Annotated in this window: 16 protein-coding genes; 9 read left to right on the top strand and 7 right to left on the bottom strand. The window is 65.1% G+C overall.

The window, feature by feature from the left end:
- Nucleotides 1-81: 81 nt before the first annotated feature.
- The gene (locus LQ954_RS09960; RefSeq protein WP_227771743.1) at nt 82-408 is read right to left on the bottom strand and encodes a pilus assembly protein PilZ; all 327 of its coding nucleotides are present in this window, start codon (nt 406-408) and stop codon (nt 82-84) included.
- Between the two features lie 23 nt (nt 409-431).
- Complete coding sequence (locus LQ954_RS09955) at nt 432-953, bottom strand: sterol desaturase family protein (protein WP_231022931.1); 522 nt, start codon at nt 951-953, stop codon at nt 432-434.
- 51 nt (nt 954-1,004) lie between these two features.
- Here LQ954_RS09955 and LQ954_RS09950 point away from each other — a divergent pair, with 51 nt between their 5' ends.
- The 3 genes from LQ954_RS09950 (at nt 1,005) to LQ954_RS09940 (ending at nt 4,311) form a co-directional block, all read left to right on the top strand.
- Complete coding sequence (locus LQ954_RS09950; protein ID WP_231022930.1) at nt 1,005-2,606, top strand: lysine--tRNA ligase; 1,602 nt, start codon at nt 1,005-1,007, stop codon at nt 2,604-2,606.
- Between the two features lie 75 nt (nt 2,607-2,681).
- Complete coding sequence (locus tag LQ954_RS09945) at nt 2,682-3,272, top strand: SOS response-associated peptidase family protein (RefSeq protein WP_231022929.1); 591 nt, start codon at nt 2,682-2,684, stop codon at nt 3,270-3,272.
- Between the two features lie 34 nt (nt 3,273-3,306).
- Complete coding sequence (locus tag LQ954_RS09940) at nt 3,307-4,311, top strand: histone deacetylase family protein (RefSeq protein ID WP_231022928.1); 1,005 nt, start codon at nt 3,307-3,309, stop codon at nt 4,309-4,311.
- A gap of 54 nt (nt 4,312-4,365) precedes the next feature.
- On the opposite strand, the gene LQ954_RS09935 is transcribed toward LQ954_RS09940, so the two are convergent.
- Nucleotides 4,366-5,601 (bottom strand): dipeptidase, encoded by a 1,236-nt coding sequence (locus tag LQ954_RS09935; RefSeq protein ID WP_231022927.1) that lies wholly within the window; start codon nt 5,599-5,601, stop codon nt 4,366-4,368.
- 316 nt (nt 5,602-5,917) lie between these two features.
- Between LQ954_RS09935 and LQ954_RS09930 the strand changes: the two genes are divergently transcribed.
- Nucleotides 5,918-6,085, top strand: coding sequence for a hypothetical protein (locus tag LQ954_RS09930; protein ID WP_227771749.1), 168 nt, complete (start codon nt 5,918-5,920; stop codon nt 6,083-6,085).
- Between the two features lie 230 nt (nt 6,086-6,315).
- Here the strand turns inward: LQ954_RS09930 and LQ954_RS09925 are convergent, their stop codons facing one another.
- A complete protein-coding gene (locus LQ954_RS09925; RefSeq protein WP_227771750.1) occupies nt 6,316-6,960 on the bottom strand; it encodes a peptidylprolyl isomerase in 645 nt (214 codons plus the stop codon).
- A gap of 461 nt (nt 6,961-7,421) precedes the next feature.
- Nucleotides 7,422-7,967: a hypothetical protein gene (locus LQ954_RS09920; protein ID WP_231022926.1), complete on the bottom strand. Its 546-nt coding sequence runs from the start codon at nt 7,965-7,967 to the stop codon at nt 7,422-7,424.
- An 86-nt stretch (nt 7,968-8,053) separates the two neighbouring features.
- Between LQ954_RS09920 and LQ954_RS09915 the strand changes: the two genes are divergently transcribed.
- The gene (locus LQ954_RS09915) at nt 8,054-8,428 is read left to right on the top strand and encodes a PRC-barrel domain-containing protein (RefSeq protein ID WP_227771752.1); all 375 of its coding nucleotides are present in this window, start codon (nt 8,054-8,056) and stop codon (nt 8,426-8,428) included.
- 149 nt (nt 8,429-8,577) lie between these two features.
- Here LQ954_RS09915 and uvrB read toward each other — a convergent pair whose 3' ends face one another.
- Nucleotides 8,578-10,770, bottom strand: coding sequence for an excinuclease ABC subunit UvrB (gene uvrB / locus LQ954_RS09910; protein ID WP_231022925.1), 2,193 nt, complete (start codon nt 10,768-10,770; stop codon nt 8,578-8,580).
- 121 nt (nt 10,771-10,891) lie between these two features.
- Here uvrB and LQ954_RS09905 point away from each other — a divergent pair, with 121 nt between their 5' ends.
- From LQ954_RS09905 to LQ954_RS09890, 4 genes are read left to right on the top strand one after another with little or no spacing between them, the layout of a single operon-like run.
- Nucleotides 10,892-11,098 carry a hypothetical protein gene (locus tag LQ954_RS09905; protein ID WP_231022924.1) on the top strand — a complete coding sequence of 69 codons (207 nt, stop codon included), beginning with the start codon at nt 10,892-10,894 and terminating at the stop codon, nt 11,096-11,098.
- The gene (locus tag LQ954_RS09900; protein ID WP_330999962.1) at nt 11,095-11,916 is read left to right on the top strand and encodes a ferredoxin--NADP reductase; all 822 of its coding nucleotides are present in this window, start codon (nt 11,095-11,097) and stop codon (nt 11,914-11,916) included. The genes LQ954_RS09905 and LQ954_RS09900 overlap by 4 nt, the downstream gene beginning before the upstream one ends.
- Before the next feature lie 57 nt (nt 11,917-11,973).
- Nucleotides 11,974-13,302: an amidohydrolase gene (locus LQ954_RS09895; RefSeq protein ID WP_231022923.1), complete on the top strand. Its 1,329-nt coding sequence runs from the start codon at nt 11,974-11,976 to the stop codon at nt 13,300-13,302.
- Nucleotides 13,299-13,616 (top strand): hypothetical protein, encoded by a 318-nt coding sequence (locus LQ954_RS09890; protein ID WP_227771755.1) that lies wholly within the window; start codon nt 13,299-13,301, stop codon nt 13,614-13,616. The genes LQ954_RS09895 and LQ954_RS09890 overlap by 4 nt, the downstream gene beginning before the upstream one ends.
- A 70-nt stretch (nt 13,617-13,686) precedes the next feature.
- On the opposite strand, the gene LQ954_RS09885 is transcribed toward LQ954_RS09890, so the two are convergent.
- Nucleotides 13,687-14,679, bottom strand: coding sequence for an adenosine kinase (locus LQ954_RS09885; protein WP_227771756.1), 993 nt, complete (start codon nt 14,677-14,679; stop codon nt 13,687-13,689).
- Between the last annotated feature and the right edge of the window lie 20 nt (nt 14,680-14,699).

Raw genomic sequence — 14,699 nt, 5'->3', positions numbered from 1 at the left:
GCGCCGCTAGTACGACACGCATGAAAGCCCGCTCTCTACGGGCAGGTCACCTGCAATCTACTAGCGAATCGCGGCCGCTGGTCAGCTGTTGCCGAGCGCCACGATATGGTCGAACACAGCCGGGTGAAGCGGCTTGGTGAACGCACAGCCGTAGCGGTATTTGTCCCGCCACGCGACGACAGCCTCAAGCCCAGCAAGACCCGGCAGGGTGAGCCAAACCGTCGTTCCCGGCCACAGCGTAAAGCTTGTCTGCGCGCGAAATCCGGTGGTTGAAAGGTCGACCACTTCGATTTCAAACCGGGTAGTGCCGCGGTCGCGCAGGTGGGCGCGCATCTTCACCGCCTTGCGCAGTGCGCGGCGGTTTTCCTCGCCGTCAGCCGGGCTTGGAAGGGGAATGGCGTGATCCATGCCCGCGTTATCCGCCGCGAAAGTTACTTTTCGGCAAACATCCGGTCCGAACCGGCCGGGGCACGTACGCCGGCGCGCCCCCGGCGCTTCAACTCGGCCTTTAGCGCCTCTGGCCTCGGCGCGACGAGAAACCCGAAGCTGATGGTACCTTCCTTGGTATTCACCACATGGTGCAACCGATGCGCCTGCACGATCCGCTTCATGTAGCTCGATTTCGGCAGGTAACGCGTGCGCACCCGCTCATGCACGATCACGTCGTGGAATCCGAAATAGATCGCGCCATAGGCCGCGATACCGGCGCCGACCCAGGCCCAGCCCTCGCCCCAGCCGCCCTGCACCCCGCCATAGATCAGCAGGATCGAGGGGATGGCGAAGATCACGCCGTAGAGGTCGTTCAGTTCGAACCGCCCGGTACGCGGGCGATGGTGACTTTCATGCAGGAACCAGCCCGGGCCGTGCATCACCCAGCGGTGCATCACGTAGGCGAAGCCCTCCATCCCGGCGACGGTGAGGAAGAACAGGAGAAGGCCGGTCCAGATCGACATGCGTTGGCCATATAGCCATCGCGCGCCCGCCTCGCTACGTCGCAGGCCGTTATGACAGACGCATTTGATCCCGAACGGCGCGCCGCAGCGCTCGAGTCCAAGGCCTGGCCCTATGAGGAAGCGCGAAAGCTTCTGAAGCGCTGGCCCGAGGGCAAGCCAAACGGGGAACCGATGCTGTTCGAAACCGGCTACGGCCCCTCGGGCCTGCCGCACATCGGCACCTTCCAGGAAGTGCTGCGCACCACCATGGTCCGCCGCGCCTATGAGGAAATGACCGGCCGCCCGACCCGGCTGGTGGCGTTCAGCGACGACATGGACGGCCTGCGTAAGGTGCCGGACAATGTGCCCAACAAGGAATTGCTGGAGGCGAACCTCGGCAAGCCGCTGTCCCGCGTCCCCGATCCCTTCGGCAAGTTCGACAGCTTCGCCGCGCACAACAACGCCATGCTGCGCGACTTCCTCGATCGCTTCGGCTTCGACTACGAGTTCGTCTCGTCGACCGATTACTACACCTCAGGCCGCTTCGACGAGAAGCTGCGCGATGTTCTGCGCAACTACGACAAGATCATGGCCGTCATGCTGCCGACGCTGCGCGCCGAGCGGCAGGCGACCTATTCGCCCGTCCTGCCGATCAGCCCCACCTCGGGCATCGTGCTCCAGGTCCCGGTCGAGGTGGTCGACGCGGAGGCCGGCATCATCCGTTTCGAGGACACCTCTGTTCCCGGGGGCCAAATCGTCGAACAGTCGATCCTCGGCGGCAAGGCGAAGCTGCAGTGGAAGCCCGACTGGGGCATGCGGTGGGCCGCGCTCGGCGTCGATTACGAGATGTACGGCAAGGACCTGATCGATTCAGGCATCCTCGGCGGCAAGATCGCGCAGATCCTCGGCGGCCGTAAGCCGGAGGGCCTGATCTACGAGCTGTTCCTCGACGCCAAGGGCGAGAAGATCTCCAAGTCCAAGGGCAACGGCCTCTCGATCGAGGAATGGCTGACCTACGGCCCCGACGAGAGCCTCGCCTTCTACATCTATCGCGAGCCGAAGAAGGCGAAGTCGCTTCACTTGGGCCTCATCCCGCGTGCGGTCGACGATTACTGGCAGTTCCGCGCCAATTATCCCGCGCAATCGTGGAAGGAGAAGCTCGGCAACCCCGTTCACCACATCCACACTGGCGACGTGCCGGCGGAAACGCTGCCGGTCACCTTCGGGCTGCTGCTGAACCTTGTCGGCGTGATGGGCGAAGGCGCGACCAAGGAGCAGGTCTGGGGCTATCTCGGCAATTACCTGTCGGATGCCAACGCCGCGGCGCAACCCGAGCTCGACCGGATGATTGGCTATGCACTCGCCTATCACCGCGACTTCATTGCGCCCACGCTGAAGCGCCGCGCGCCCGAGGGCGTCGAGATTGCCGCGCTCGAGCGGCTCGACGCCGATCTCGCCACGCTGGGTGAGGACCCTTCGGCCGAGGATATCCAGAACGCGGTTTATGAGATCGGCAAGACCGCCGGCTTCGCCGAGCTGCGCGACTGGTTCAAGGCGCTGTACGAAACGCTGCTCGGCTCCAGCCAGGGCCCCCGCATGGGCAGCTTCATCAAGCTCTACGGCGTCGCCAACACCCGCCGGCTGATCGCCGAGGCGCTCGCCGCGGCCAAGTGATACCGGCAGCTGGCGTCAATCTCCCAAGCCGCGGGAGGTTGGCGTCAGCCCCGCCGATCCGCTACCCTCACGCCCATGTGCAACGAGGCCGCCCGCCGCATCGCCATCGGCGAATTGCGCAACGACTGGGGCGAGACGCGCATCCCGCTCGTCTTCCCCGAAGGCGTGCCCAACATGGCGCCGCTTGACAGCTTCCGCATCACCGACCGCACGATCATCATCCGCGGCGTCGAGGGCCGCGCCGACGAGGCGGAATGCGTCACCCGCCGCTGGAGCTGGCCCGGCTCGCGCGGAAAACCCGTGTACAATTTCCGCTCCGACGGGCGAGATCTGCGCGCCGGCCGCTGCCTGATCCCGGTCGACAGCTTCTTCGAATTCACCAAGCCCGCCGATCCCAAGGCGAAGCGCAAGGATAAATGGGCCTTTCGCCTCGCCGGCCATGACTGGTTTTGCATCGCCGGGCTGTGGCGCAAGGACGCAAGCGTTGGCGAAGCCTTCACCATGCTTACCTGCGAACCCGGCCCTGACATCGCGCCCTATCACTCACGCCAGGTTGTGGTGCTCGGCCGCGATACTTGGTCCGCATGGCTCGATCCCGCCGTGCCATCCGCCGATCTGTGCCAGCCGCTTCCGGCAGGCAGCCTCACCGTCACTCAGGTGCGCTGAGCAACCATCCTTCCTCCAATCAAGGTAAAGCCCGATGCGGCGCTTCTTCTCCCCCGATCAGCTCCATCACGCCCCGGCGCAGGAGCTGCACAACGGCAATTTCACCGACTATGCCGAAAAGCCGTCGCGGGCGCAGATGATCCTCGACGCCATCGGTGGCGCCGAGGAGCCGGACAATAGCGGCGAGGCGCCGATTCGCGCGGTGCATGATTCTGGCTACCTCCAGTTCCTGCAGGATGCGCCAGCCGCCTGGGCCGCCGCCGGCCGCCCAGGCGACGCCATCCCTTATGCGTTCCCGGTCGTTGGCCGCCGCCCGCTTCGGCTAGACCGGATCGACGCACTGATGGGCCGCTACGCCTTCGACGCGACGACCCCGATCACCCCGCAGACCTGGGCCAGCGCCTATGGCAGCGCGCAATCCGCGCTCGCCGCCGCCCACGCGGTTCTGGCCGGCGACCGCGCCGCCTTCGCGCTTTGCCGCCCGCCCGGCCACCACGCGGGTGCCGATTATTTCGGCGGCTATTGCCACCTGAACGTCGCCGCCATCGCCGCCCAGGCCGCGCGCGATGCCGGGCATAAGCGCGTGGCGATCCTCGACATCGACTATCACCACGGCAACGGCACGCAGGATATCTTCTGGCAGCGCGGGGACGTCTTCTACGCCAGCGTTCACGCCGATCCCGCGACCGATTATCCCTTCTACTGGGGCCATACCGACGAAATCGGCGAAGGCGATGGCGAAGGCACCACGCTGAACCTCCCGCTGCCGCACGGCACCAGAGCAGACGCGTTCCGCGCCGCACAGGCCACCGCGCTCGACGCCATCGCGCGTTTTGGCGCCACCTTCCTCGTGGTCAGCTTCGGCGCGGATACCTGGGAAGGCGATCCGATCAGCCAGTTCGCGCTGACGACGCCAGACTATGCGATCCTCGCCCGCGACATCGCCGGCCTCGGCCTGCCGACAGCGATCGTCATGGAAGGTGGCTATGCGATTGACGCGCTCGGCGCCAATGTGGCGAGTTTCCTCAGCGGCTTCTGACGGGTGGATGACAGACCGGGCTGCAGCGCTGTGCCGCAGCCCGGCCTTGTCGGATCAATCGGGCTCGATAGCATCTACCGGTCGCAAATTGCGCTGGCTCGCGGCCACCGCTTCCACCCGCTCCATGACTCGAAGGACATTGCCCTGCGCCAGGTTGGAGAGATCGGCATCGCTCCAACCGCGCCGCGCCAGTTCCGCAAATAGCCGGGGATAGCCGTCGACGCCGGTCATATCCTCAGGTGCGGTTCCGCTTATGCCGTCATAGTCGCCGCCAATGCCGACCGCGCCCTTGCCGGCGATCCGGGCGATGTGCTCGACATGGTCGGCCACCGTCGCCGCGGTCACGCGCGGCATCGGGTGAGCCGCATCCCACGCGATCATCGGCGCCGGCGCCTTGGGGCCATATACATCCGTCGCCAGCCCCTGCGACTTGCCAAAGGCGGTACGCGCCTGATCCCATGCCCGCCATTCGGTGGAAAGGAACGCCGGATAGACATTGACCATGACCACGCCGCCGCCGGCGCCAATGCGACGAAGCAGGTCGTCCGGAATGTTGCGCGGCACATCCGCGATCGCCCGGGCCGAGGAGTGGGAGGCGATCACCGGCGCTTTCGACAGATCGAGCACAGCCGCCATCGTCGTGTCCGCCACATGGCTGACGTCGATGATCATGCCGATACGGTTCATTTCGGCGACGACGTCGCGGCCGAATGCGCTCAATCCATTCGCACGCGGCGCGTCGGTGGAAGAGTCGGCCCAGTCGAGGCTCTTGCCGTGCGTCAACGTCATATATCCGACGCCAAGTTCCTTCATCTGACGCAGCACGGAAAGCCGACCATCGATCTGATGACCGCCCTCGATCCCCATCAGCGACGCGATCTTGCCCGCGCGTTGGGCGCGGCGCAGGTCGGCTGCGCTCGTTACCAACGCAAAGGTGTCCGGGTTTGCCGCTACCACCCTGCGTACGATGTCGATCTGCTCCAGCGTCATCTCCACGGCGCGAGGCCCGGTGGCGCTGGCCGGGATCCACACCGACCAGAACTGGCCCCCCACGCCGCCCTGCCGCAGGCGGGGAATGTCGGTCTGCAAGGGATAAGGCAGCGCTGCCGTGTTGCGGCTCAAGTCCACCTCTTCCACCTTCGCCTCGTGCCGTTCGCGGATCTCCCAGGCGAGATCGTTGTGGCCGTCGATCACTGGCGTGCGCTCCAGAAGACGGGTGATCCGCGCAGGAACGGCGGGGGCTGGCGCGGCAGCGGCCTGGGCAGCAAGAAGAACGGCGATCAACGACATGGCAGCTCCGGGAAGCACGGCCTGCCGAGGAACTTACCGGCATGCCGCGGGTTGTGATCAGGCTCGCGTGGAACCGAGCATCACGAACGTCTTGCAAAGCCGTCGTTGGCGCAAGCGTCAACCGAGCCCCGCCGCACCTTCGCGTCGGGGCCGACTTGTATTGGGGGAGGAGAAAGGGCGACTCAGACCGGAAACATCGCGCGCGAGGAGCAGGTTACCGCTGCCCGCAAGCATCGGATCTCAAAGAGTTAATCCAGTTGATTTGATGACTTCTCCCCGAAGCATATGCATCGGGGCGGGAGATGGAGTGAGTTCGGTGAACGACGACAAGGAATATTACTACAAGCGCGCCGAGTCCGAGCTTGAAATGGCCCAGCGTACCGAGGTGCCGGAGGCGGTGAAGGCGCATTACACTTTGGCCGGCTATTATCTCGACAAGGTGTACAATGACGAGGCGAACGCCACTTCCCCGTCGGTCACGTGATCGTGCCTGCGCGGTCGCGATGAGCCGATTGTCGCCTGACCGCATCTGGGGGTCGTCACCCCGTTAGCCCGTCTCTGGCTCGCCCTCCCTACTTCGTGGCGAGCCTCGGCTAGGCAGGACTGATTCTTCAACGATTCGCTCAGCCCCAGCGCCCGCGCCGCATACTGCGGCGACTTGTCGAGTGGCAGCGATCGGAGCGCCGGGTTCACGGGTGCCGCAGAGCCGCGTCGCTAACCGTCCTTGCGACCTTCCAGAATCCAGGGCCGCGGACGTCCGGTGGGCTTTGGCTTCCCGTCCAGCCGAACTGCCCGTTTCACATAAACGGGCTTCAGCAGCAGGGTGCCATTCATCGCGCCGCCGGTCGGCTGGGCGAGAATCCGCTTCACCACGGCCTGGCCTCCAACCACCCTCCCGAAGGCGGCGTAGCCGGGATTGTCGGGCTTCCAGTCCATCCAGGGCATCGCGCCCACTGCGATGAACCAGTTACCGTTTGCGGAACCTGGCGGGCCACGCCGCGCCATGGAAATGGTCATGTCCAGATGCTTGATCCCGGTCTTCTTCGTCGACTCATGCGGGATCATGTCGAGGAATCGGCGCGCGTCCGTGCGGATGCCAGACTGGATGAAGCCGAACTGCGGCGCCTGCTTGTTGCGAGCAACGCGGTAGAAGCTGACGCCGTCGAACCGGCCATCATCCACATATTTCATGAAGTTGGCGGTGGTGGCTGGCGCACGCTTTTCATCCAGCGCCAGGATGATCGCGCCCAGCGCTGTTTCCAGGCGAACTCGAACATAGCCGGGCGTGGGGCGATCCGCCCGCTGCGCCTCGGCAGGAACGGCCGAGATCAGGGCGGCGATCAGGAGAAGAAGACGCATCAGGCGCGAGATACCGCGCGCGTAACCGTGACGCTACTGCTTACCGGCGCAGCGTCCTGCCAACGATCCCGGGCACCTGCCGATGGCCCGGATATGAGAAGAGGTTGCCGAACGATCCATAGCGGACCGCCCGACAACCCCTAAACATGGTCAGCGGCCGGAGAGCTCCAGCCCGGGAGACCATGCAGGCCTCTGAAATTTACCGCATCCGGCGTTGTCTGGAGGAGGATACCTCCCGCCGAACAGCGGCACTCCTCAGAAGCGCGTCCCCCGAACGAACTGAACCGACCCCATTGCTGAACCATGAGACATCGGATCACCTCCTTTCGCTGGTTGATAACGAGCGTGACCTGCTCGGCCACGTCATCAATGTGCGTGCAGTGCGGCCGCTAAACAAGCCTTGTTTTACCGACAGTTTTGAACGAACCTCTTTCGCCTTGCCGCGGCCAGGCGCGCGGCGGTCAGGCGCGACAATCCTCGATCACTCGGCCGATCTCGGCATAGGCCGGCACCACAAGCGTCGCGGCGCCTGCCTGCTCAACGACGAACCGTCCTCGACTGAACGCCATCGCGTCCAGGAGCGGATCACGGCCGGGCAAACTCGCCTCTGCTCCCGTTGCCGCGCCGCTCGCCGGCCGGACGGAAAGGGCACGCGTCGCGCTGGAGGTACGAACAGTCAGCGGCTGCTGGGATTGGCTGGGCCGCGACAGCAGCATGCCGCGGGTGGCCGCATCGCACCGAAGCACGAGCACTGCCTCGCTGCCGCTCTGTCCAAAGGCCGCCTGGCTGCCACGCGTGTCCCGGACATAACGCCACGTTCCCGGCGTCAGCGGCCAGTCGCGCCAGTCCCCTGCCAGCGGTGCGGCTACCGGTGGGGGCGGGAGCACTGCGACTGGCGGCGGCGGCGGCGGAGCCGGGGCGTTGGCGGGAGGCGCAACACACCCCGACACGCCCAGGGTGAGCAGGGCGGGTGCGAGCAAGGCGACGGGGGCAAGAGAATGGCGCATCGGGACGAACCCTAGCCCCTCTACGCCTCCACGCTCAACCGGAACCGGCGCATGGCAAGAGCGGTTCAGCGTGGCAGGAGACCGAGATGAGCAACAACGACACGCACACCACATTGGCCCTGATCGAGGCCTCGCTGGCCGATACGGTTAAAATCGAGAGCCGCGACGGCGACAAGATCGGCACGGTTCATGCCTTTCTCGTCCACAAGGTGAGCGGTCGGGTGACTCACGCCGTACTCAGCCTCGGCGGCTTTCTGGGGATGGGCAAAAGCTATTACCCCCTGCCCTTCTCGCTTCTGCAATTCGATTCGGTACGCGACCTCTACGTCGTCACCATAGATCGCCGAATGCTGGAGGGCGGACCCAGTTGGGCCAACAACGCGCCGCATTTCGATCAGGCCTATGCTGATCGGGTGGCAAGTTACTACGGTGTCGGTGGTGAAGATCTGACCCTGGGATGACCAGCATGGAGGAGCGGTGGCGCCAACTGCTCCTCCCGCCGAATCTCAACGCCACCTCCCGGCCCGGCGATCAACACTAGCCGGGCGGCATCTTGCTGGCGCTTAACGGCAAAGATCCGTCCCGCTCGCTCCGCAGCGAGGGCCCGCGGCTACCGCCGCTTCGCCATCCTGATCGCCTGTTGCTTGCCGAAGCGCGTCTTGCGTGTGCCCGGCTTGCCCTCGTTGCTGCGCCCCATCAGCGGCGCCTTGTGCTCGTGCACCGGCAGGCCAAGCTCCTCCTGCTCCAGCGCGCGGATCTCGTCGCGCAGGCGCCCGGCCTCCTCGAACTCGAGGTCCGCCGCTGCCTTGCGCATCTTCTTCTCGAGCTCCTCGATGTAGGCGCGCAGATTGTGGCCCACCATGTGCGGCCGTTCCTCGTCGCCCGTATCGATCAGCACGCTGTCCTGGTTCGATACGTGCGCGATGATGTCGCCGATGTTGCGCTTGATCGTGGTCGGCGTGATGCCGTGCTCTCGGTTGTACGCCTCCTGCTTCTCGCGGCGGCGCGCGGTTTCGTTCATCGCCCGCTCCATCGAGCCGGTGATACGATCGGCGTAGAGGATCACGCGCCCGTCGACGTTGCGCGCCGCGCGGCCGATCGTCTGGATCAGCGAGGTTTCGGAGCGCAGGAAGCCTTCCTTGTCGGCATCCATGATGCACACGAGGCCGCATTCGGGGATGTCGAGGCCCTCGCGCAGCAGGTTGATGCCGATCAGCACGTCGTACACGCCGAGCCGCAGGTCCCGGATCAGCTCGATACGCTCCAGCGTCTCGACGTCGGAGTGCATGTAGCGGACCTTCACGCCCGCCTCGTGCATATATTCGGTCAGGTCCTCCGCCATCCGCTTGGTCAGCGTGGTGACGAGCGTGCGATAGCCGAGCTCCGCGGTCTTGCGGCACTCGACGATGCAATCCTGCACCTGTTCCTCGACCGGGCGAACCTCGACCGGCGGATCGATGAGGCCGGTCGGGCGGATGACCTGTTCGGCAAAGACGCCGCCGGTCTGCTCCATCTCCCAGCCGCCCGGCGTCGCCGAGACACTGACGGTCTGCGGGCGCATGGCGTCCCATTCGTTGAAGCGCAGCGGGCGGTTGTCGATACAGCTCGGCAGGCGGAAGCCGTATTCGGCCAGCGTGATCTTCCGACGATGGTCGCCGCGCGCCATTGCGCCGATCTGCGGGATCGTCTGGTGGCTCTCGTCGACGAACAAGAGCGCGTTCTCGGGCAGATATTCGAACAGCGTGGGCGGTGGCTCGCCCGGCAGGCGGCCGGTGAGGAAGCGGCTGTAATTCTCGATGCCGTTGCAGCTGCCGGTGGCGGCGATCATCTCCAGATCGAAATTGGTGCGCTGCTCCAGCCGCTGATGCTCGAGCAGCTTGCCCTCCGCCTCCAGCTCCTTCAGCCGCTCCGCCAACTCGTGGCGGATCGCCTCGGTCGCCTGCTTCATCGTCGGCCCGGGGGTGACATAGTGCGAGTTCGCATAGACCCGCACCGAGTTCATGCTCGCCGCCTTCTTGCCCGTCAGCGGGTCGAACTCGACGATCTCCTCGATCTCGTCACCGAAGAAGCTGATCCGCCACGCTGCATCCTCGAGGTGCGACGGGAAGATCTCCAGATTGTCGCCCTTCACGCGGAAATTGCCGCGCTGGAAGGCCGCATCGTTGCGTTTGTACTGGAGCGCGACGAGCTTCCTCACGATCTCGCGCTGATCGACCGTCTGGCCCTTCTTCAGGTCGAAGATCATCGCCGAGTACGTCTCGACCGACCCGATGCCGTAGAGGCACGAGACAGAGGCGACGATCAGCACATCGTCGCGCTCCAGCAGCGAGCGGGTGGCCGAGTGGCGCATCCGGTCGATCGCCTCGTTCACCGAGCTTTCCTTCTCGATGTACGTGTCCGACCGGGGAACGTACGCCTCGGGCTGATAATAATCGTAGTAGCTGACGAAATACTCGACGGCATTCTCGGGGAAGAAGCTCTTGAACTCCCCATAGAGCTGCGCCGCCAGGATCTTGTTCGGCGCGAGGATCAGCGCGGGGCGCTGCAATTCCTCGATCACCTTGGCCATGGTGAAGGTCTTGCCCGATCCGGTGACGCCCAGCAGCACCTGGTCCTTCTCGCCCTGCAGGGCCGCATCAACCAGCTCGCGGATCGCCGCGGGCTGGTCGCCGGCGGGCTGGTAATCCGACACCAGCTTGAACCTTTTACCACCCTCGACCTTCGCCGGGCGTTGCGGTCGGTGCGGGACAAAGTTTTCGCCGGTCTCTGGTTCAGCAAGCGTGGTACGAATCTGGATCGCCATGGCGTAGATATGGGGGGTGCCAGTGCGGCGCGGAAGAGCAACGCGGGTGGGCGCGTTGCACTGGCGCTGCGCATCGCCTACCTGCACCTCGTTGGTGCGCGCCGGGCATGTTGGCGTTTCGATGCGTACCGAACCGCCATGTGCTGACCAGGCCTCGCCCGTCGAGCGCGCGGCCGGCTTCTCGGCCTGCGAGCTTTTCTTGCTTGCAGCGGGAACGCAGGGCGGCGACGGGGTTGGTAACCGAAGGGGCAGTCAGGTGTTCAAGACTGCCGATGAATGGGTGGCGCCGCTTCTCGCACAGGGCGTCATCGAGGAGCGAGATCGTTGACCGTGCTTGCAGAACCGAAGTTGATCCCCGACCACAAGGCCTTCCTGACGGTAAACGTCCGCTGGGTGCGTCATTGGAACGAGCATCTGTTCAGCTTTGCGGTGGACCGACCGTCCTCGCTGCGCTTCCGCTCGGGCGAATTCATCATGATTGGCCTGCCGGGGGAAGAAGATCCGGCAAAGCCGATCATGCGTGCTTACTCGATCGCCTCCCCGTCCTATTCGGACGAGCTCGAATTCCTGTCGATCAAGGTGGAAAACGGCCCGCTGACTGGGCGCCTGCAGGCGATCCAAGCCGGCGATCAGCTCTATATGGGCAAGAAGCCGACCGGCACCTTGGTGTGCGACGCGCTGCTCGGCGGCGAGCGGCTGTGGCTGCTATCCACCGGCACTGGCCTTGCGCCCTTCCTCAGCCTGGCGCGTGATCCCGAGGTTTACGAGCGGTTCAACCAGATCATCGTCGTCCATGGCGTTCGCCGCGTCAGCGATCTCGCGTTCCGCGACGAGCTGACGGCGAAGCTCGCGGAAGATCCGTTGGTCGGCGAACACGCGCAGGAGCAGTTCCACTACATCCCGACCGTGACTCGCGAAGAATTCGAGACGAAGGGCCGGATCACGGACCTGATTGCGGACGGCCGCCTGTTCGCCCCGCCCGTCACCGGCCCGGCAAAGTTCGATCCGGAAACCGACCGGGTGATGCTGTGCGGCTCCACCGCGATGATCCGCGAAACCGCGCAGATGCTCGAACAGCTCGGCCTTACCGAAGGGTCGAATGCCAATCCGGGCCAGTTCGTGATCGAACGCGCCTTCGTCGACTAAAGCCGCTTCACCCCCGCTGCGCTGCGGCTATGCTGCGCGTAACAAAAGGGGAATCGGATGCGTCGTTTCGTTGTTGCCGCACTGCTTTGCGCCGTCGCCACGCCCGTGGCGGCGGCGCCTGACTATCAGGCACAGATCAAGGCCGATTACGATCGTGACCTGGGTAAGCTCTGGGACCAGCTTCACCGCAATCCGGAACTGTCTTTTCGCGAGGTGAAGACCGCCGCTGCTATCGCTGCCGAACTGCGCAAGATCCCCGGCATGCAGGTCACCGAGAAGGTCGGGCAAACCGGCGTGGTCGGCGTGCTGAAGAACGGTACCGGACCGACCGTGCTGATCCGGGCCGACATGGATGGCTTGCCGGTTCAGGAAAAGTCCGGCCTGCCCAATGCCTCCACGGTGCGGCAAGTGGGCGTCGACGGGGTGGAAACGCCCGTAATGCACGCCTGCGGGCACGACACTCACGTCGTCGGACTGATCGCCACCGCGCGGCGGCTCGCCGCCATGAAGGACCGCTGGCAGGGCACCGTCCTGTTCGTCGGCCAGCCTGCCGAGGAGCGGATCGCCGGCGCCAAGGCCATGGTGGCGGACGGCCTCTACACCCGCTTCCCCAAGCCCGATTACGCGCTCGCCTATCACGTCGACGCCAGCATGGAGGCTGGCAAGGTCGCGGCCAGTGAGTCGATCCAATATTCCTCGTCCGACTCGATCGACATCGTCGTGCCCGGCGTCGGCGCGCACGGGGCGAGCCCCAACACCGGCAAGGACCCGGTCTACATGGGCTCGCAGATCGTGATCGCGCTTCAGGGCCTGATCAGCCGCGAGCGCGCGCCACTGCTGCCCGGCGTCATCACTGTCGGCTCGTTCCACTCCGGGCTGAAGCACAACATCATCACGGACGAAGCGAAGCTCCAGGTGACGGTACGCGCCAACGACGAAAAGACGCGCGCGCAGCTCGTCTCCGGGATCAAGCGTGTCGCCGAGGGCGTTGGCGTGATTAATGGGATGCCGAAGGACAAGATGCCGGTGGTGACGGTGGTCGAAGGAACGCCCACGACGATCAACGATGCGCCGCTCGCCAAGCGATTGAACGCCGTGATGGTCGAAACGCTAGGGGCGCAGAACGTCGTGCCATTCGAACAGATGGGCATGGGTGCCGAAGACTTCGCCTATTTCGTGCAGCCCGATACCGGCGTGAAGGGCTATTACTTCGCGGTCGGCGGCACACCTAAGGCGGCGTTGGACGCGGCGCGCAACGGCGGCCCGCCCGTCGCCTCCCACCACTCGCCGCTGTTCAAGATCACGCCGGAGCCGGTGGTGGTGACTGGCGCCACCGCGATGACCGCCGCCGCGCTCGATCTGCTGAAGCCGGGCGCCGCGCAATGATCCGCAGCGTCGCCCTGCTCGCTTTGGCGGCCACGCTCGCTGGCTGCGATGTCGGCCCCGATCCTGCGGAGGTCGCGCGGGTGCGCGACGGCACGGAGGCAGTGCGGCGTGCGCTCAAGCAACCGGAGACGGCGCAGTTCAAGGGCGTCGCTGCTTACGGTGCGGCAGTCTGCGGCGAAGTGAACGCCAGCGTCGGCATGGGCCGCACCGGCTATGAGCGCTTTATCGTCAAGAACGGCGACGTGACCTTCGCCTCACAACTGAAGACCGATGCGGAAATGGACGCGCGTTGGGCGGCAGACTGCCGATCGTGAATGAAATCGGGCACTGGCCGGAATGTGCTGGCCAGTGCCCGATTGTCTCCTGAAACAGGCCGCTGCTGCCTCAGATGTCGGCCGCGAGTGCCTTCAGATCGGCCAGCGGACGCGCCCCGAAATGGCTGATCACTTCCGCCGCGCAAACCGCGCCCAACCGCAACGAGCGTTCCAGTCCCCAGCCCTGCGCCTGCCCGTGCAGAAAGCCAGCCGCGAACAGATCGCCAGCGCCGGTGGTATCGACAACCTTATCGACGGGCGCGGCAGGCACTGTCACCCGCTCTTCACCTGCGATGGCACAGGCGCCCTCTTCGCTCATCGTCACGACCAGCAACGGCACCTTGCCCTTGACCGCGGCGATCGCGGCTTCCGTGTCCGTCGCCTCGGTTAACGAGACGATCTCCGCCTCGTTCGCGAACAGCACGTCGATCAGCCCGGCGTCAATCAGCTGATGGAACGCCTCACGATGACGATCAATAACGAATTCGGCCGACAGCGTGAAAGCGACCTTGCGACCAGCAGCGCGCGCCACGTCGATGGCAGCACGCATCGCCGCCCGCGGCTCTTCCGGATCCCAAAGGTAACCTTCAAGGTACAGATATTGCGCGCCAGCGATCAGATCGCGGTCAAGTGCCTCGGCCGGCAAGTAGTGTGACGCGCCAAGAAAGGTGTTCATGGTGCGCTGCCCATCGGGCGTTACGAAGATCAGGCAACGGCCGGTGGTCGGGTTACCGGGGCGCGCCGCGGTGTCGAACCGGATACCCGCCGCACGGATGTCATGGGCAAAGACCGCGCCGAGCTGATCATCAGCCACCTGGCCGATAAAGGCGCAGCGGCTGCCGAGCGCTGCCATGCCGGCGATCGTATTTGCCGCCGAACCGCCGGACACCTCCTGCCCGGGGCCCATCTTTGCATAAAGTGCGTCGGCTTCCTCGGGAGAAAAGACCAGCGCCATGGCGCCCTTTGTCATACCATTGTCGGCGACAAAGGCATCGGTGGCGGGGGCGAGGATGTCGACAATGGCATTGCCGATCGCAACGACGTCGTAGCTGGACTGGGTCAAGGAAGGATCCTGCAGGCTCG

This window comes from Sphingomonas sp. IC-11 (assembly GCF_021043365.1).
GTDB lineage: Bacteria > Pseudomonadota > Alphaproteobacteria > Sphingomonadales > Sphingomonadaceae > Sphingomonas.
Note: the sequence above shows the minus strand (reverse complement) of the source record. Positions and strands in the feature narration are given on the sequence as shown.

Excerpts from the sequence above, each read along its gene's own strand:
- LQ954_RS09960 (WP_227771743.1), bottom strand. The coding sequence starts at position 408 with ATGGATCACGCCATTCCCCTTCCAAGCCCGGCTGACGGCGAGGAAAAC.
- LQ954_RS09955 (WP_231022931.1), bottom strand. The coding sequence starts at position 953 with ATGTCGATCTGGACCGGCCTTCTCCTGTTCTTCCTCACCGTCGCCGGG.
- LQ954_RS09950 (WP_231022930.1), top strand. The coding sequence starts at position 1,005 with ATGACAGACGCATTTGATCCCGAACGGCGCGCCGCAGCGCTCGAGTCC.
- LQ954_RS09945 (WP_231022929.1), top strand. The coding sequence starts at position 2,682 with ATGTGCAACGAGGCCGCCCGCCGCATCGCCATCGGCGAATTGCGCAAC.
- LQ954_RS09940 (WP_231022928.1), top strand. The coding sequence starts at position 3,307 with ATGCGGCGCTTCTTCTCCCCCGATCAGCTCCATCACGCCCCGGCGCAG.
- LQ954_RS09935 (WP_231022927.1), bottom strand. The coding sequence starts at position 5,601 with ATGTCGTTGATCGCCGTTCTTCTTGCTGCCCAGGCCGCTGCCGCGCCA.
- LQ954_RS09925 (WP_227771750.1), bottom strand. The coding sequence starts at position 6,960 with ATGCGTCTTCTTCTCCTGATCGCCGCCCTGATCTCGGCCGTTCCTGCC.
- LQ954_RS09920 (WP_231022926.1), bottom strand. The coding sequence starts at position 7,967 with ATGCGCCATTCTCTTGCCCCCGTCGCCTTGCTCGCACCCGCCCTGCTC.
- LQ954_RS09915 (WP_227771752.1), top strand. The coding sequence starts at position 8,054 with ATGAGCAACAACGACACGCACACCACATTGGCCCTGATCGAGGCCTCG.
- uvrB (WP_231022925.1), bottom strand. The coding sequence starts at position 10,770 with ATGGCGATCCAGATTCGTACCACGCTTGCTGAACCAGAGACCGGCGAA.
- LQ954_RS09905 (WP_231022924.1), top strand. The coding sequence starts at position 10,892 with ATGCGTACCGAACCGCCATGTGCTGACCAGGCCTCGCCCGTCGAGCGC.
- LQ954_RS09895 (WP_231022923.1), top strand. The coding sequence starts at position 11,974 with ATGCGTCGTTTCGTTGTTGCCGCACTGCTTTGCGCCGTCGCCACGCCC.
- LQ954_RS09890 (WP_227771755.1), top strand. The coding sequence starts at position 13,299 with ATGATCCGCAGCGTCGCCCTGCTCGCTTTGGCGGCCACGCTCGCTGGC.